This is a genomic window from Ottowia caeni (genome assembly GCF_050821495.1).
GTDB classification, from domain to species: domain Bacteria; phylum Pseudomonadota; class Gammaproteobacteria; order Burkholderiales; family Burkholderiaceae_C; genus Ottowia; species Ottowia caeni.
In genome coordinates this window covers 575,154-591,601 of the sequence record NZ_CP151080.1, presented here as the reverse complement: position 1 = coordinate 591,601, position 16,448 = coordinate 575,154, and the positions used below count along the sequence as shown (strand labels likewise).

Here is a 16,448-nt window from a genome sequence, read left to right as displayed (position 1 = left end):
TTAATGGCTTGCCACTTGACCGGTCGGCCCCTCGAAGGGGACCTACAAAAAAACTCAATCGACCCTTGTGGCCGTTGAACGAAACAGACATTGCCCTCGTGCTTAAGTCGAAGCGCAAGTCTGCGGATTACAGCAGCAGCAAGCTACCAAAAAGTTAAGTAGCAAGTCTGTCCTAATCCTTATTCAGTCTAAACCCATGCTTAGGATGATGCAAGTCTGAACCGTGCGCATCGGGTATTAGCCTGAAACTTGACAATCCGGCTGATTCTCTCTATGTGATTGACGCAACATCCCCGTATGGGGTGCGCGGTGGTGGCAATTGGGGCTGTGTTGCAGCGGCAGGATTTCAGCCTCGCGAAGCAAATTCTCTTCCACGGACGTAAATTTGATTGAATATTGTGCTATTTTTAAACCATGAATGTAAATTCAAGGCATGAAGTAATCAAACGGCTGCAGACAGAGTTGCCCCGGGGGGCACCGTTCGATCTAGCCACGCTTGCGCAGCTGGGCGTGTCGCCCCAGCTCGCTGCCCGTTACGCCGAGGGCGGGTGGCTGGTGCGCTTGGCACAAGGCGTCTACGCCTTTCCCAACGACGACTACGGCATTGATGGGGCCCTGAAGTTTCTGAAGCAGCGAATACCTGGCCTGCACATCGGCGGCAAGAGCGCTTTGGCCCTGCATGGCGTCAGGCACAACCTGAGTAGCCGTGAGGCGCTGGTGCTGTGGGGTGATGTCCGCTACGTCCTGCCGAATTGGTTCATATCAAGATTCCGGGCACGCTATGTGCATGCGCGTCTGTTCAATTGGCCAGAGGCCGCACTCGTCAGCAAGACCCTGGTAACGCCACCGGGCCAACCCGACGGATTGTTAACGTCGGTTTCTGAGCGCGCCGTGCTGGAGATGCTGTACGAAGTTGGAACGAAGCAAAGTCTCGAAGAAGCTCGCAACCTATTTGACGGCTTACGCTCCCCGCGCAAGGAGCTGCTAGGCCAGTTGCTGGCCTGCTGCACCAGCGTCAAGACCGTGCGGCTGTTCCTCACCTGGGCGCGCGAAACTGGTGTGGTGGATGTCGATGATCTGCTGGCGAGGCATGCGGTGCCCACTGGCAGTGACAAGCGCTGGATGAGCCGACTCGCAGACGGCACCCTGTTGAGTTTGAACCCGCATGGATAAAAGCTACGCTGACACGGTTCGCCTGCTGCTGACCGTCGCTCCAGAGGTCTTCGCGAACGACATTTTCGCAATGAAGGGGGGCACGGCGATCAACCTGTTCGAGCAGGACATGCCCCGCCTGTCGGTGGACATCGATGTGGTGTTCTGCCCCTGGCAGATGCAACGAGACGAAGCCCTCGCCGCCATCAACAACGAGCTGGCCACCATCGCCCAGCGGATAGAACCGCTTGGCATGCAGACTCGCTTGCTTCGCAGCAAGGATCTGGATGCCACCAAGCTGCTTATCGAGAATGACACCAGCCAAGTCAAGATCGAAGTGAACTTCGTCTTCCGCGGCACGGTTTTACCCGTGGCACGCAAACCGCTGAGAGCCAGGGCCAGCGATCTTTTCGGTGTCGAGTTGAACGCCCCCATCCTCGCGCGCGACGAGTTGTACGCGGGCAAGCTGGTGGCAGCTCTAGACCGTCAGCACCCGCGTGACCTGTTCGACGTTTGGCAGCTCTACGAAGCGGGCGGCCTTAGTGAAGGTATGGTCGAGTGCTTCGTTATCTACTTGGCAGGGCACAACCGTCCATCGCATGAAGTATTGTTCGGCAACGACAAGGATCTCGCCCAAGAGTACGAACGCGCATTCGTCGGTATGACGGAGGTAGATTGTCCACTGCAGACGCTGTTGAACGTTCGGGCGCAATTACGAGAGGATCTTCCCAATCGGCTGACCCAGGAACACCGACGGTTCCTCAGTGGACTGGTTCGCGCAACCCCGGAGTGGTCACTCATCCGCTGCGAGCACGCCGCCCAACTGCCCGCGCTGCGTTGGAAGCTGGCGAATCTGCAAGCCTTCCGCAAGCGGCGCCCCTCCGACTTTATTGCTCAGGCTGAGGCGCTGGACCATGGCCTCTATCGGAGATAGCTCCGGCAGAAACCCGATCAAGCTTAGGTCGCCACAAACCCAAAAAAAGCGCGACTTATAGTTGGTGGCCTTTGTGAGTTTCTCATTCGAGGCAATGAACAAAGCCGCCACATAGCCCCATGAATGTTCTCACCCGCAGTCAACTGACTGGCCTGGTTCTGCTCACCCTGCTGTGGGGAGTGAACTGGCCGATGATGAAGCTCTCCCTTAGCGAGGTCGCACCGTTTCATTTTCGGGCGGTCACGATGTCGCTTGGCGCCTTGGGATTGTGGCTTTTCTTCAAGGCGCAAGGCCTGCGCATGACGCCAACCGGTACACGCGAATGGCGCGATGTGGTGGTGCTTGGGCTGCCTAACTTTCTGTTCTGGCACGGCCTTTCGATCGTTGCCTTGACCCAGTTGCCCGCCGGGCGCGCAGCCACACTCGGATTCACCATGCCGGTCTGGACCGTGCTGCTCAGCGTGCTGTTCTATCGCGAACCACTGACCCGCCGCCTGGTAATAGCTGCCGCCGCCGTTTTGACAGGTATCGCGCTGCTACTGGGGGACGAACTGGGCAAGTTGAGCGGAAATCCGAGCGGGATTTTCTGGATGCAGGGTGCGGCAGCATCCTGGGCGTTGGGCATCATCTGGACGCGCCGCGCCAAACTGACCATGCCCCCGGAAGCTCTGCTGGTATGGATGATGGCTCTTTCGGCCGTTGTCATGGCAGGGCTTGCTGCAGCCCTGGAGCCCCCGCAGAACTGGAATTTAAGGCCGACTGTGTGGGCCAGCCTGGTGTGGGGCGTGCTCGTCAACTTCGGCGCGGCCCAGGTGATCTGGTTCAGGCTGGCGCGCGCGTTACCCCCGGCCACCAGCGCGATGAGCCTGATGGCCGTGCCACTGATCGGCATTTTGAGCGCCCCACTTATCGTGGGTGAATGGCCGCGCTGGCAGGATCTGGCTGCCATGGGGTGCGTGGTGGTGGCGATTGCGGCGGTGTTGCTGCGGCGGGACTGAGCTTGGCGCGCGGATTCACTTTGCAGCGTCGGCGTCGAAAACATGACCGGTCCGGTAAGCCGCTTCGGGACTCTTTGAGCTCAAGAATTCACGAACTCTCTGCAAGTCGCGCAGTGCCCCTGGCGCAAATCTCACTTGTGGCATTTAGGCGCTGGTAACTCATTGTCTGCACCCCAGCTCGCAAGCCATGCTTCGACTTCGTCTCCGGTCACATGCATACCGGTCTCCTGATGTTCTTGCCATGCGGCGAGCGTAGACTGCCGGAATGCTTCGCGCTTTTCTTCTCGGTCAACATACTGCGCGATGACCTCACGCATGATCCAATGTGTGGTGCGATGCTGAACGCCAGCCAAGTGCTTAATGCGATCACGCATGGCGTTGTGCAGCTTAGCTGATACAGTTTTCGCGGCTACTGCTTGTCCATTCATGGTCGCCCCCTGCAAGGTTGTTAATAAATTACACCTTATCGTATGGGAACTGTTGATGACCTTCAGTGAATCTGAATTCCCGGCTTGATGGTGGGCGAATGGCCGCGCTGGCAGGATCTGGCGGCCATGGGGTGCGTGGTGGTGGCGATTGCGGCGGTGTTGCTGAGGCGGATTGATGCGACACGAAAATTGCGTGTTACCTCAGCAAGCCGCCTTACATTTACCGAGTTTGCTCTTGGTACCAATAGCGGCGCTTACGAGGGAGGTTAACGGACTTAGTCTTGTCAGTCGTTTCAATGGCCGATTTTTTCGAGTTAGGGCCTCCAATCAAGATGGGCTTGCGTTTGGTGACTTCCGTCGTAGTCCCGTCAGCATTGGTGACCATGTAGGTAACCTCTACCACTCCGGCAACTGGGCTGGGTGGCAATCCGCCTCCGACATACTCAGTGGAAATTGGCGACTGACAGAACATGGGTGCCTCGTACAACCTGGCGTCACCCAAGTTCGCCTTACAGAGAACGCCTGAAGATGGTTTGTTGGTGCCGAAATACGTGCTGCCCATGAAAGATGTAGGCCCGTTTACAACCTTCTCGCCAGCGGCAAGAGGAATGTAGCAACCATTGCTCATGTCCTCGGATGTGCCCACCTGCCCCATACCGGTCCCCATGGTGATCACGGCTGGCGCGACAGCGGGAGTGCCCTTTGTCATACGCTCATCAAACACAGTAAAGAACGCATCCTCACCTGTAGTTTTCAATGGCTTTTCACGGTCACCGGAGCCTACCTGAACCGCCACGAAATTTTGCGTTGGCATGACTGACGGACCGTAGAAGAACTTTCGGGGATCACCGGTGCCCTGCAAGGCCGCCAGCTTATAAATGCCCCAATCGGCGACTGCCGTGGAAGTGCTGACGCCAGTGGTTTTCTGGAAGTCGATACGGTAGATATTGCCTCCCACATCCACGGCATAGGCGCGATCTGTGTAGCCTTGGCCGTCCAAGGACACCAGCGAGACATCAGCCGCTACTGCTCGATCCGTGGCGAATTGCTTGATCATATTTCCAGTAATGGCATCGATCACCATGACTCTGTTACCCATCGTTGTGGTACCCGGCGTCGCAGCGTCTTCGGCTACAGCGTCATAGCCACCGCCCATGACGAGGACGGGATTAGCATAATCCTTCAACTTGGTCACGCGCGGCTCAGACCAAGTTTGCCCGAGCTTGGTGAAGTCTCCTCTGTCATCGTTGACCGAGTTACTTCTTCTCCACAGAAACTTCGGATCGGCCGGATCGGTTACGTCGATGGCGTAAAAGAACCGACCTCCGCGCCTCATGCCGACGTACAGAATTGCCTGAGTGGTTACCTGGCTTGAATTCAGCTTCTGATAAATGCTGACAGGGCCATCCACAAAATAGTCACGCGGCGTTGCGTTCGTTGCGAAGGCTGGCGTCGTGGATATCCTTATGGGAGGCGAATTGTCGCGCAGTCGCTTGAGCTTGCCGAAATGTTCCTCTGGAACGAATGACCACAACTCTTGACCAGCGCCAGTGCCGGACTTGTTTCCGTTAATGGCGCGCAGGCCTCCATCGTTACTTCCGTAGAAGACCACGATGTTGTCGCCTCCATAGTTCACCACCGCAGGACGTGAGTGCAGTACGTCCCCGTGCACGCTGGGGCGCACCGTCGTGCTACCGCCTGGACCTGCTTCATCACCAGCGTTGTCGGTCCCGCGCACCCAGTTGATGATGTTATTGCGCTCGGTCGCGTTGCTGGCGATAGCGGTAAAACTGCTGCTGTTGGCTGTGGAAAAATTGGTAAGGGCGGATCCGCTCACGCAACCAGTACCTACGCAGGTCAGGACCTTGCGCGAGCTTTGCGACGTTAAGTTAGCCTGCCGAAGCAGTTGCGCTGCCCCCCTTTTTCGACGACATAACCATCTGGTGAATCCGAAGCTGAAAGTGGTGATCCCATTTTCTGATTGACCCAGAAAGTACTATCCTGGGTCCAGAAAGACTTCGCTGTCGGCGAAAGGAAACCCGTGGAACTGACGACGGCAGGGTTGTTGTCTTGATCCGCAAGCTCCAGCGTATCGGTTGCCACGTTGTACTTGAAGTGATATTGCTTGAGGTTGCCCCGCCAGCGCGGCGCTGCTTCACCATCGGGCCGGAAAACGCCCATGAACACCTGATTCAAATAGGTGCCGCGCGCGCTGGCGCTAATGGGCAGGCTGGCAGACGAGAAAACGCTATCGACTGCCTGAATTTTGTTGAAAATATCGCCAAAAGCGAGCGCCAAATCAGTACCCCCGGAACTCACCGGGTAGTATTCGCCACCACTGCGCACGGCCATACTGTTGAGAAGAGCCGACCATCCCGGTCCTTGCCCGTTAGTCACTCTATCCACGTCGAGCGTAAATGTGGTGATTGCGCTGGGTGAGTCTTTCATGAACCGCGCCCACTCGTCTGCCACGTTTCCCTGCGACCCATTAGGAGTCAGCGGAATGACCCTCGGCGAGGGGCGGATCATTCCTGCGGCTTTGTATGCAGCATCCAACTGGTTGTCAGCATAGGTGGTGTCGCTGTTGTTGTCTTGGGCTGCGTCGTTGCTGACGTAGATTATGTAGTTCTTGTCACAATTGCCCGGTATGAGCGGTGAGTTGTAAGTGGTTGCATTCTTGCTGTTCAGCGCATTCCCGGGGAGTTGATATATCGCTTTGGAAGCGCTGGTGCCAAATACGTTTCCGCTGTAATCAGTCTTATCTTTTTGGTTGCCACCGTAGGGTGTCCCACCCTTGAAGTACGCATATGCTTCAAGCATGGCAAGGCCGGCTTTCCCGTTGTTCGATTTGTCGGCACCGACGTCGATGCTGTCGAGCAGGGCAAGAAACTTCGGCTTGTAACCTGCGTCGAGCATGCGGATGGCAGAACGGACATAGGCGCCTTTCTCTCCTTTGTCTCCCCCTCCGGTTTCACTGAACATCATGAGTCCGACCCGAAATTTGTCCAACGGGAGGCTTTGTACGGTAGCCTTGAGCGCAGCGCGCTCGGCGGCAAACGGCGTGTTCCAGTTCGCAGTGTTGTCCATAATGATCAGCACATTGGCAGCACCCGAAGATGCGGTGCCACTGTAGATGTCGATATCACTCGTGTACTGCGCCATGCTGGGCACACTGACGAACAGGCTCAGAACGCATGCCGCCCATAGGCGCCAGCAGATAAGTGCTTGTAGTCTCATTATTCGGACTCCTTGAAAACGCTTAGACTCATTTGCAGTAATCGGTAACCTGGTAACCAAACATGGTGACGGCAATTCCTTGATCGGCTGCCACCGTAGTGCGAGTCGCAAGATCGGTCACCGAAGCTCGTATGTTCCACTCGGCGTCGTCGCAAGCCAGAGCGGATGCGCCTCCAGCGGGTCCGCCTTCAACAAAGACCGGAGGCGGTGACGGTGCCGATCGACACGCCTCGTAGCCATCGGACCCCGTTTTGGTAGGAGCAGGAAGGGTGGTTGGAACCGCACGGTAGCAATAGGGCTTCGGAGTCATACTGACCGTGTAGTCGGCAACACTATCTCCTGTGACATCCACAGGAACGGTTGAGGCCGCTACGCCGTCAGGATTCACGTAAAACTCGGTTCCGCTAATTGTCTCTTCAATCGCAACCTGCACTGCTGCGGCGCTTTCTTGGCGTGACTCAGTATTACCTACCACGCGCATATTGACGCTTGAGCTGTTGAACGCACTGATGGCGAACAGACTCATGAGTACAAGAAAAATAAGCGCTATCAATAAAGTAGCACCTCTGGAACGAGACCGTTGAGAATACTTTTGAATCATGATGAAGCAGGCGAACTCGCTGGCGATGCAGGCACTTCACGCGGGCCAGCCACATTGGGCAACCGCACGGTGGTTGTATAAACGCGGCGTTTGAATTGATCGCTAAACGGACCTAGCAGAGTAGCCCTACTCAGGTCGTATTTCTTGCCGCCATCATTGAACCCTGGTGAAGGCTCTGTGGTGCGAGACAGCAGATGCAAGCGAACGGCCACTACGTTTTCCCAAGTGTTGTCAGCAGCACCTGCGGTGCCGCTCAATTCAGTCAGGAACTTGTCTGCGTTACCGGTGCCGAGGGTGTCAAAGCCGTACTGAATCTCAATATCCTCGATACCTTCGACCAACGGCACTATCTCCATGACCAAGCCACTGCTGCCGGCCCGCAACTCAGCCATCTTTAGCGTGGGAATCTGGTTAGCCGTCTCCAAAGCGCACTCATTGCAACTTGCCACGTAATAAATGCGCGAGACGTACCTTCGCACCGTGTTGACTGCATCGCACTTGAAGTTCTGAAGTGTGAAATCCGATGCCGTGACAGAAACCTTGAACGGAGGGGTACCCGCCGGCTCCGATGCACAGCGCGAGGTTTGGACAGAGGGGACACCCGCCGCTGAAGCAGGCGCCAGAGCCTCCACGCTGAGCCGGTGCAGCACAAGGGCGGGCGTGCCGCTTTTATGCTCTGCCAGGCAAGCCAGTGCTGCGGCTTCCACTGAGGAAAGGCCCATGATGGGAACGGGTGCGCTCAATGCCGTGCTGTCCCACCCCAGTCCGCTGCCCACCGGCCCACTGCCAAGCGTGGAAGCACATGCATCAGGGACATTGCTCCGTGTAATGGCTGGTGGCAACTCCGCGTAGAAGCCGGCGTGCGAGATGTCATCCTCCAGAAGAGCAACCGCATACCTACCGTTCTCGATCTGTCCGACGCTTTTGCCCAGCTCCTCGCGCGAACGGCTGGTGTTGGCAAACATCAGAGCCAAGCCAGCCACCAGCACCAGGCCTATCGCCATGCCAACCATGAGTTCCACAATCGTGAAACCTCGATTGGTTTTTCGGCGCAATTGAGTAAATCGGATCATGGTTAGGGCGAGGGAGTTGGCGGAGTTGCAGGTGCGCTGAGATCGGCTACCTGAACAACTACGGCAACGGCGCGGCGAAGACTCTCTGAACTGAATTCATCCTTGCCACATTCGAAAGCTGGAGCGCCGCTAGGCTGGATTCCCTGCCAAGCGACTGCGACCTGGTACCTCGGCCTTGTGCTGGTAAGGTTGTCGATGGCGCTGATGCAGCCGTAGGCATTCAGAATGGCTCCTACCATGGCTGTACCTTGCCTCTCCCCTGCGCCCCGGAGACTCTTTGCCCATTCGCAGATGTCTCGTGCGGCTTCATCTGCTTTGGTCGCGCAATCACCCGGATCAGAGGTGCCAATGCCGTCGGCCACGTAGCTCGAAGCATTGGCGCGATTCACACTGATCCTCTGGGACATGTCATTGACCAGAATGAGTGCTTGTGAGCGCTGGTAGGCTTCCAGGTTGGCCACGGCCGTGCGCGCCTGAATGCCGACATATCCGAGAATGCCAAAGGCCGTGATCAGCATAGCCACCAGCACCTCCAAAAGGATGGCGCCTCGCGCACTCGATCGAGTTCTGTGGAGTTTGCGGGTCATGTTGGGCAAGACCTCTTCAGGCTTTTGGGACGTCCGGACAGGTCGAGCAGAATGCACCTCTGCTGCGATTCATCGCTGTTCTTCAATCCAAACTTCACTTGAGATGTTCCGGAGGAAACCCTTCCGTCGCCCCTGAACGTGATTTCATTCAAGGTCGATGTGAACGTCACACCGTTGCCGGCCGGGTTCTTTTTGCTGATCGTTTCGGCGCTGGCGTCATCCACGTCCTCACCGAGGACTACCGCCCAGCCCTTACTCCAGTCTCCCCCTTGGCTTGCCGGAATTCCGATGGTCACGTTCTGTCCGCGTTTGAGGGCCTCGCTGCGCGCGAGTGTCAAGTCAGCCACCAAGTCGAATGCTGTTGCTCGCATGCTCTGCGACTCAAGCATTTGACGAAACGACGGCGCGGCCAGCGACAAGATGACAGCAAGCACCGCAATAGCCACCATGAGCTCAATCAAGGTAAAGCCGGTTTGGGTGGTGCGTCGAATCTGGTGTCGCATGGAGGTCTTCCGCCTACCAGCAGGTGCTCGGCGTCTTGGCGCCGGTGTGGGTAACTGAGAGCGTGCCGCACCTTTCCTTGGCTTGGGCCCCTTGAGGGGTGGCTGTGGCAGTGAACGTCGGTGGAACAGGAACAGGGTCTGGGATCGTCACTTCAATCTTGTAGCTGCCACAAACCGACGGCGGGACTGTAACGTTGAGGATGGGCGTCGTGCACGCGTCGGCTGTTTTTAGATAGGTCCGCGTATCAAGCAGCCATTGCTGCTGGCGCGTTGCAAGATCCATGAGCACTGATTGAGCCTCTGCACGACGAGAGTTGCGTATGTACTCTGCGTACGACGGATACGCCACAGCCGCCAAAATCCCAATGACAGCCACCACGATCATCACCTCAATGAGCGTGAACCCGGCCAATCTCCGCTTGTTTGTGTATGTCCGCATGGCACCTTTGAAAAGGTTACTTCTGTATGTATGTGAAATTATCACATTTACACAAATAGAAGCACAGGCTCGGACAAACGGTGCCAATGACCCGATGAACGGTAAATACGCGGATTTCTTCCTGATTTTTTGCTTTAAAGGCACGAAAACTGCTGTAACAATACGGAATTGTTAAACAGGCATTCCGTGCAGCTTCTCCTGGTATCCCCATGCATCACCGCTTAACCTGGGCACAGTCGGCCTTGGTGCGCATACTTCGCCCCGCCATAAGGCTGGCATTGGCGATGGGGCTCAAGCACGCGCATCTGGAGGAGATTTTGCGGGATCTGCTGCTGGATGAAGCCAAGCACCTCTGGCGAAGCCAAGGGGTGAACCAGCCCAACCTGAGTCAGCTTGCGGTCACCACCGGGCTCAATCGCAAAGATGTGACAGCGCGTGTTCGCCAAACCCACGACGCGCTACCAACCACTGAAGCGTCTGCCACCGCCAAGGCATACACGGCCTGGCTGCAACTGGTTTCCGACGAGCCTGCCTTTCGGCGCCTACCCATTGCGGACCCAGGTGACGGCCCTTCATTCGAACTCATGGCGCGGCTGGCCACCCGAGGCAATGTGCACCATAAGACCTTGCTTGAGGAGTTGTTGCGCCTGGGCTTAGTTGCGTTGCCAGAGGATAGCGCCGGGGGTGCCGTGGAACTGGTGGGTAGCGGCTTTGTGCCTTCAGGCAGCTTGCGAGACATGCTGGCCTTCACCGGCGACAACGTGCGAGACCATCTGCTCGCGGCCGTGGGCAATACGCTGGGCGATCAGCCCCGAATGCTGGAGCGCGCTGTTTATGCGTCGGGCTTGTCGATTAAGGAATGTGAACGCATTCATCATTTAATGCGCGAAAAGTGGGATAGGTTGCATTTCTCGCTGGTGCGCGAAATGTCCGAGGCACACGCCAAAGCTCAGGGCCAAGGCACGGCGCGGATGCGTGTGGGTGTTTATGTCTATCACGAAGACCAGGCTACAGGGTGCGTGGTCAATAAATCCATCGGTGAAAAAGATGATTCACAAAATCAACCTCAAAAGTGAACCGCACCCTCCCCCGCATGAAGCAGACCAGGGGGCGCTCACGCATCGCAGCCATCTGCAACGCCTTTCGTCCTGGTGTGGCCATGCCATAAGAAAAGGCATGCGTGCGCTGGTGGCTGCGCCGTTGATGGCAATCGTGGTGGCGGGGGTTGGCTGCGGCGGAGGCGACGGTGTCGGATCTGGTGGCACGGGAGTGTTCAAATCCACGGTGGCTGTGGGAAGCATTAGCGAATCGACAAGCGGCACTGAGGTGATTGTGAACGGCGTTCGCTTTGATGTGAGCGCAGCCCGGATAGAGTTTGACGACTCCTCTACGGGCGTGCTGAAACCGGGCATGACGGTGCAGATTAGCGGCACCGTGGATGCCGGACTGAATACAGGCACGGCCACGCATGTGCTTTCAGTGCCAGAGTTGCGCGGGGCGGTTGCTGAAGTGAAGGTACCGGAAAAGCAGTTCGCCATGATGGGCGTGCCAGTGTCGGTGGACCAAGCGACCATATTTGATGGCGTGAGCGAGCTTTCCGTGCTGCAGCCTGGGCAGAGTGTGCAGGTGTATGCCCTGCCCGATGGCGCTGGCGGCACGCTGCGAGCCACCCGAGTGGAAGCTCTTGCTGTGGCGCCAGAGGCTCTTCGCCCCATGATTTGGGGCGAGGTTGAAGCACTGGACAGCGTGAAACGCCTGTTCCGCGTCGGAACCGTGGAGGTCAGCTATGCAGAGGCGTCATTCCTGGACGGCCTGGATGCCTCCATGCTCGCCAACGGAACGCCTCTTTATATCAGTGGCGCGGGCGCGTTCACGGGCCAAACACTCTCGGCAAGCCGCTTGCGGCCGGCGCATTCTCTGCCTCCGGCGATCGATTCAGCCGTCACCCTTGCCGGGATGGTGGCTGAGTTTACGTCGCCACAGTGGTTCGTCTTGCAGGGCACGCAGGTAGATGCGAGCGGGGCACAGATCGCCCCGGGCTCGCTGCCTTTGAGTTTTCTGGGCTCGGGGGCCAAGGTGACGGTTGCAGGGCGCATGGTCGACGGTGTGCTGGTGGCCGAACGACTGCGAATTCTTCAAGCCGCCGAAGGTGCTCCCCCTGGCGAGCCCAACTCGCCGCCGCACTCAGGAGATCCAGGAAATGGCAGCCCTGGCACCGGCAGCCCTCCGGGCAATGGCGCTGGGAACTCGGGTAACCCTGGGAACTCGGGTAACCCTGGGAACTCGGGTAACCCTGGGAACTCGGGCAACCCTGGGAATTCGGGCAATCCTGGGAATTCGGGTAACCCTGGGAATTCGGGTAACCCTGGGAATTCGGGTAACCCTGGGAATTCGGGCAACCCTGGGAATTCGGGTAAACCTGGGAATTCGGGCAATCCTGGGAACTCGGGTAACCCTGGGAACTCGGGTAACCCTGGGAACTCGGGTAACCCTGGGAACTCGGGTAACCCTGGGAACTCGGGTAACCCTGGGAATTCGGGCAACCCTGGGAACTCGGGCAACCCTGGGAACTCGGGCAATCCTGGAAACTCGGGCAATCCTGGAAACTCGGGCAATCCTGGAAACTCGGGCAATGCTGGGAACTCGGGCAATGCTGGGAACTCGGGCAACCCTGGGAACTCGGGCAACCCTGGGAACTCGGGCAATCCTGGAAACTCGGGCAATCCTGGAAACTCGGGCAATCCTGGAAACTCGGGCAATGCTGGGAATTCGGGTAACCAGACTGTGGAAATCGTCGAACCTAAACGGCTCTATTGAACCGGCCCTACGATATTGAACCCTAACTTGTGAGAACGGCTTTATGCCCGGTGGCTGCCGTTTTCTGAGCATTCCCGCCTGCGCGTGCTGCCGTAGGTTGGCGCTGAGCGCAGCGATGCCCAACATGGGGCGTGAGATAGGAGGCGCTGTCTGTTGGGCTTCGCTGCGCTCAGCGCCAACCTACGCGGTTCAAAGTGATTTTCTTCAACGCGTTGCGTGCCCTCGGTGCCAACTGTGCGTTTGAATGAACGCACCGCCTGCGCGCTAGGAGGCCTCGGGCGATCCGCACTGCCACCGACGCGCTTACGCCGCTTCGCGATAGAACCCTGCAGGCTGCACCCCCGCGCCTTGAGCGGCCCCACCGCCTTCGCAATGGCGCCAATATGATCCGGCGTGGTGCCGCAGCAACCACCGACAATATTGACCAGTCCTTCAGCCGCAAACTCGTGCAGCAGTCGGCTGGTAACCTCCGGCGTCTCGTCGAAACCGGTATCACTCATGGGGTTGGGCAGGCCCGCATTGGGGTAGCAACTGATGAAGGTGTCAGGGGCGACGCGATTGAGCTCCTGAATGTAGGGGCGCATCAGCGCCGCGCCCAGGGCGCAGTTCAAGCCCACGGCCAGCGGCTGCGCGTGGCGCACGCTGTGCCAGAAGGCGGTCACGGTCTGCCCTGAGAGCACTCGCCCTGAAGCATCGGTGACGGTGCCGCTGATGATGATGGGTAGACGCTGCCCGCTGTTTTCAAAAAACTCATCTATGGCAAACAACGCTGCCTTTGCGTTGAGGGTGTCGAATATGGTTTCGACCAGAAGCACGTCAGAGCCACCCTCGACCAGCGCTTCGACCTGCTCGTAGTAAGACGCGCGCAGTTCCTCGAAGCTGGTGTTGCGGGCACCGGGGTCGTTCACGTCTGGGCTGATGCTGGCGGTCTTGGGTGTGGGGCCGAGTGCGCCAGCCACATAACGCGGATGATCAGGCGTGCTGAATTTGTCGCAGGCTGCCCGTGCCAGCTTAGCGGAAACAAGGTTCATCTCCCGCGCCAGATCCTGCATGTCGTAGTCTGCCTGGGCCACGCGGGTGGCGCCAAATGTGTTGGTCTCAATGAGGTCAGCGCCAGCCGCGAGGTATTTTTCATGGATGTCGCTGATGACGTCCGGCCGGGTAAGACTGAGCAGTTCGTTGTTGCCCTTGACGTCTTTGTGAAAATCCTTGAAGCGTTCGCCCCTGTATTGCTCTTCGTTAAGCTTGAATCGCTGAATCATGGTGCCCATGGCGCCATCAAGGATCACGATGCGTTCTTTAAGAATGGCGGGCAGTGCCGCGGCACGGGTGTAAGCTGGCGAAGTCATGACTGGGATTGTAGGAAGCCAGGAGCCCGGCAGGTAATGAGCCCCTTAAAGACCTTAGCGCACGCTGAACCCTCGTATAGTAGCCCGCTGCCATTGGAGCGGCTTCAGAGTGTGTCGCCAAAGGTCTTTAGCATTCCACTTTTGTACCTCTTCAGCCGCGAAACGACTGTGCCACAAACATCGCCATTTGCAGCGCAGAGGCCCCTCGCGGCTGAAGCCGCTCCTACAAACAATTACCCTTATCGAGGCGAGGTGGCTGGCCTTAAGTCAGTGCCACTCACCTTAGCGCCTTTTCAAAGAATCCGAGAATCCATGACCAAGTTCACCACTTTCTTCGGTCCCGTGGTCAGTACCGCCTAAAACTTCATGCCGATGGATCAATCTTGTACGCCGCTCGCGATTTTGCGAGAGGTTTTTGGTTATTCCGCCTTCCGCGGCCAGCAGTCTGCCGTGGTGGAACATGTCACTGCAGGGGGCGATGCACTGGTGCTGATGCCCACGGGCGGCGGCAAGAGCTTGTGCTACCAGGTGCCGGCCATTGCTCGCCAGCGCGCCGGGCGCGGCGTGGCCTTGGTGATTTCGCCGCTGATCGCCCTCATGCACGATCAGGTGGGCGCGCTGCATGAGGCAGGTGTGCCAGCCGCCTTTCTCAATTCGACGCTCGACTGGGAGCAGACGCAGGATGTAGAGCGCAAGCTGTTGGCGGGCCAGATTACGCTGCTCTACGCCGCCCCTGAGCGCGTGTCTACCCCCCGCTTTCTAGGTCTGCTGGACACGCTTCACGCGCATGGGCAACTTGGGCTTTTCGCGATTGATGAAGCGCATTGCGTGAGCCAGTGGGGACACGATTTTCGACCAGAGTACCGTGCGCTCACCGTGTTGCATGAGCGTTGGCCCGAGGTGCCGCGCATCGCCTTGACAGCCACAGCGGACGATGTGACGCGCGCGGACATCATCGAGCGCCTGCAGTTGCAGCAGGCCGAGAAGTTTGTCAGCAGCTTTGACCGGCCCAACATTCGCTACACCATTGTTGAGAAAAAGGATGCAAAAGCTCAACTGCTGCGTTTCATTCAACGGCAGCACCCGGATGAATCGGGTATTGTTTATTGCCAATCGCGCCGCCGGGTAGAAGAGCTGGCGCAAGCCTTGTGCGAGGCTGGTCTGGACGCCATGCCCTACCACGCCGGTTTGCCAGCGGCCGAGCGGCAGGCCAATCAGGACCGCTTTTTGCGCGAAGAGGGCGTGATCATGGTGGCCACCATTGCCTTTGGCATGGGAATCGACAAGCCCGATGTGCGCTTCGTGGCCCACGTGGACATGCCCAAGAACATTGAGGGCTACTACCAGGAAACGGGCCGCGCCGGCCGAGACGGTGAACCCGCACACGCCTGGATGGCTTATGGTCTGCAGGATGTGGTGAACCAGCGCCGCATGATCGACGAAAGTCCTGCCGAGGAAGCTTTCAAGCAGATCATGGTGCGCAAGCTCGATGCCCTGCTGGCGCTGGCCGAGGCCACAGATTGCCGGCGCGCCCGATTGCTGGCATATTTTGGCGAGCAAATGGTGTCCGTCGATGCGTCAGCTTCGGAAGAGGGTGGTTCTTATAGGCGCCTGTATTGCGGCAACTGCGACAACTGCCTGCAGCCGCCCGAAGTGTGGGACGCTACCGAGTGCGCACGCAAGCTGCTTTCCACGGTGTTCCGCGTGCAGCAGATGAGCAACATTGGCTTCGGCGCCGGGCACATCATGGACATTCTGCGCGGCAAACCGACCGACAAGGTCAAGCAGTTCGGGCATGAGCAGATTTCCACCTTCGGCCTGGGGGCAGAGTTCAGCGAACAGCAACTGCGTGGCGTGCTTCGGCAGTTGATTGCCGTGGGCGCCCTGCAGGTAGATGCACAGGCTTTTAACACCCTCAGGCTTCAGGACGCCGCGCGTCCGATCTTGCGCGGAGAGCAACCGGTGCGGCTTCGTGCAGAGACTGCGAAACCTGAGCGCAGGGCGCGTGCTGAACGCGCGCCTCGCGGCCGCGCAGCACCGCCTGCAGCCGCGGATCTCGACACCGCAGGTCAGGCTCGCTTTGCAGCTCTGAAAGCCTGGCGTGGTGAGGTCGCGCGTGAACACAACTTGCCAGCCTACGTGATCTTCCATGACGCCACCCTGGCAGCCATCGCGGCCCGCGCGCCCCGAACTCCAGAAGACTTGCAGGGGGTCAACGGCATGGGTTCCAGCAAAATGGAGCGCTATGGCGAAGAAGTGCTAAGGATATGCCGACAAACTCACAACACTGCCTGAACAAACTGCGTGTATCAAAATACCGGATCTCCAAC

The 16,448-nt window shown here is 58.1% G+C and carries 14 protein-coding genes and 1 pseudogene; 6 read left to right on the top strand and 9 right to left on the bottom strand.

From position 1 onward, the window contains the following. Positions 1–414 precede the first annotated feature (414 nt). From AAAK34_RS02825 to AAAK34_RS02815, 3 genes are all read left to right on the top strand, one after another. A complete protein-coding gene (locus tag AAAK34_RS02825; RefSeq protein ID WP_231696653.1) occupies positions 415–1,173 on the top strand; it encodes a type IV toxin-antitoxin system AbiEi family antitoxin domain-containing protein in 759 nt (252 codons plus the stop codon). Next, the gene (locus tag AAAK34_RS02820) at positions 1,166–2,086 is read left to right on the top strand and encodes a nucleotidyl transferase AbiEii/AbiGii toxin family protein (protein WP_231696652.1); all 921 of its coding nucleotides are present in this window, start codon (positions 1,166–1,168) and stop codon (positions 2,084–2,086) included. Before AAAK34_RS02825 ends, AAAK34_RS02820 begins: the two co-directional genes overlap by 8 nt. A gap of 119 nt (positions 2,087–2,205) precedes the next feature. Continuing rightward, the gene (locus AAAK34_RS02815) at positions 2,206–3,084 is read left to right on the top strand and encodes a DMT family transporter (protein WP_431777722.1); all 879 of its coding nucleotides are present in this window, start codon (positions 2,206–2,208) and stop codon (positions 3,082–3,084) included. 131 nt (positions 3,085–3,215) lie between these two features. On the opposite strand, the gene AAAK34_RS02810 is transcribed toward AAAK34_RS02815, so the two are convergent. From AAAK34_RS02810 to AAAK34_RS02775, 8 genes are all read right to left on the bottom strand, one after another. Then, on the bottom strand, positions 3,216–3,512 hold the full coding sequence (locus AAAK34_RS02810; protein WP_231696650.1) for a CopG family ribbon-helix-helix protein: 297 nt from the start codon (positions 3,510–3,512) through the stop codon (positions 3,216–3,218). A gap of 220 nt (positions 3,513–3,732) precedes the next feature. Continuing rightward, entirely contained in the window at positions 3,733–5,349 is a 1,617-nt protein-coding gene (locus AAAK34_RS02805; protein WP_431777721.1) for a pilus assembly protein, read from the bottom strand. Positions 5,350–5,396: 47 nt separating this feature from the next. Continuing rightward, positions 5,397–6,674 (bottom strand): hypothetical protein, encoded by a 1,278-nt coding sequence (locus AAAK34_RS02800; protein ID WP_431777720.1) that lies wholly within the window; start codon positions 6,672–6,674, stop codon positions 5,397–5,399. 103 nt (positions 6,675–6,777) lie between these two features. Then, positions 6,778–7,350 (bottom strand): PilX N-terminal domain-containing pilus assembly protein, encoded by a 573-nt coding sequence (locus AAAK34_RS02795; protein ID WP_231696648.1) that lies wholly within the window; start codon positions 7,348–7,350, stop codon positions 6,778–6,780. Then, positions 7,347–8,423, bottom strand: coding sequence for a PilW family protein (locus AAAK34_RS02790; RefSeq protein ID WP_231696647.1), 1,077 nt, complete (start codon positions 8,421–8,423; stop codon positions 7,347–7,349). Before AAAK34_RS02790 ends, AAAK34_RS02795 begins: the two co-directional genes overlap by 4 nt. A gap of 2 nt (positions 8,424–8,425) precedes the next feature. Continuing rightward, a complete protein-coding gene (pilV, locus tag AAAK34_RS02785) occupies positions 8,426–9,010 on the bottom strand; it encodes a type IV pilus modification protein PilV (RefSeq protein WP_431777719.1) in 585 nt (194 codons plus the stop codon). Next, on the bottom strand, positions 9,007–9,513 hold the full coding sequence (locus AAAK34_RS02780) for a GspH/FimT family pseudopilin (protein WP_431777718.1): 507 nt from the start codon (positions 9,511–9,513) through the stop codon (positions 9,007–9,009). Before AAAK34_RS02780 ends, pilV begins: the two co-directional genes overlap by 4 nt. Before the next feature lie 13 nt (positions 9,514–9,526). Continuing rightward, a complete protein-coding gene (locus tag AAAK34_RS02775) occupies positions 9,527–9,952 on the bottom strand; it encodes a type IV pilin protein (protein ID WP_431777717.1) in 426 nt (141 codons plus the stop codon). 209 nt (positions 9,953–10,161) lie between these two features. Between AAAK34_RS02775 and AAAK34_RS02770 the strand changes: the two genes are divergently transcribed. Beyond that, complete coding sequence (locus AAAK34_RS02770) at positions 10,162–11,028, top strand: DUF6502 family protein (protein ID WP_231696644.1); 867 nt, start codon at positions 10,162–10,164, stop codon at positions 11,026–11,028. Beyond that, positions 11,000–12,769: a DUF5666 domain-containing protein gene (locus AAAK34_RS02765; RefSeq protein WP_431777716.1), complete on the top strand. Its 1,770-nt coding sequence runs from the start codon at positions 11,000–11,002 to the stop codon at positions 12,767–12,769. The genes AAAK34_RS02770 and AAAK34_RS02765 overlap by 29 nt, the downstream gene beginning before the upstream one ends. A gap of 303 nt (positions 12,770–13,072) precedes the next feature. On the opposite strand, the pseudogene AAAK34_RS02760 reads toward AAAK34_RS02765, so the two are convergent. Then, a pseudogene (locus AAAK34_RS02760) lies at positions 13,073–14,118 on the bottom strand (homocysteine S-methyltransferase family protein). Positions 14,119–14,490: 372 nt separating this feature from the next. Between AAAK34_RS02760 and recQ the strand changes: the two are divergent. Then, positions 14,491–16,413 carry a DNA helicase RecQ gene (recQ, locus tag AAAK34_RS02755; RefSeq protein ID WP_231696642.1) on the top strand — a complete coding sequence of 641 codons (1,923 nt, stop codon included), beginning with the start codon at positions 14,491–14,493 and terminating at the stop codon, positions 16,411–16,413. Positions 16,414–16,448: the final 35 nt, after the last annotated feature.

Excerpts from the sequence above, each read along its gene's own strand:
- AAAK34_RS02815 (WP_431777722.1), top strand. The coding sequence starts at position 2,206 with ATGAATGTTCTCACCCGCAGTCAACTGACTGGCCTGGTTCTGCTCACC.
- AAAK34_RS02800 (WP_431777720.1), bottom strand. The coding sequence starts at position 6,674 with ATGGCGCAGTACACGAGTGATATCGACATCTACAGTGGCACCGCATCT.
- AAAK34_RS02810 (WP_231696650.1), bottom strand. The coding sequence starts at position 3,512 with ATGAATGGACAAGCAGTAGCCGCGAAAACTGTATCAGCTAAGCTGCAC.
- AAAK34_RS02825 (WP_231696653.1), top strand. The coding sequence starts at position 415 with ATGAATGTAAATTCAAGGCATGAAGTAATCAAACGGCTGCAGACAGAG.
- AAAK34_RS02775 (WP_431777717.1), bottom strand. The coding sequence starts at position 9,952 with ATGCGGACATACACAAACAAGCGGAGATTGGCCGGGTTCACGCTCATT.
- AAAK34_RS02770 (WP_231696644.1), top strand. The coding sequence starts at position 10,162 with ATGCATCACCGCTTAACCTGGGCACAGTCGGCCTTGGTGCGCATACTT.
- AAAK34_RS02820 (WP_231696652.1), top strand. The coding sequence starts at position 1,166 with ATGGATAAAAGCTACGCTGACACGGTTCGCCTGCTGCTGACCGTCGCT.
- recQ (WP_231696642.1), top strand. The coding sequence starts at position 14,491 with ATGGATCAATCTTGTACGCCGCTCGCGATTTTGCGAGAGGTTTTTGGT.
- AAAK34_RS02790 (WP_231696647.1), bottom strand. The coding sequence starts at position 8,423 with ATGATCCGATTTACTCAATTGCGCCGAAAAACCAATCGAGGTTTCACG.
- pilV (WP_431777719.1), bottom strand. The coding sequence starts at position 9,010 with ATGACCCGCAAACTCCACAGAACTCGATCGAGTGCGCGAGGCGCCATC.
- AAAK34_RS02780 (WP_431777718.1), bottom strand. The coding sequence starts at position 9,513 with ATGCGACACCAGATTCGACGCACCACCCAAACCGGCTTTACCTTGATT.
- AAAK34_RS02795 (WP_231696648.1), bottom strand. The coding sequence starts at position 7,350 with ATGATTCAAAAGTATTCTCAACGGTCTCGTTCCAGAGGTGCTACTTTA.
- AAAK34_RS02765 (WP_431777716.1), top strand. The coding sequence starts at position 11,000 with ATGATTCACAAAATCAACCTCAAAAGTGAACCGCACCCTCCCCCGCAT.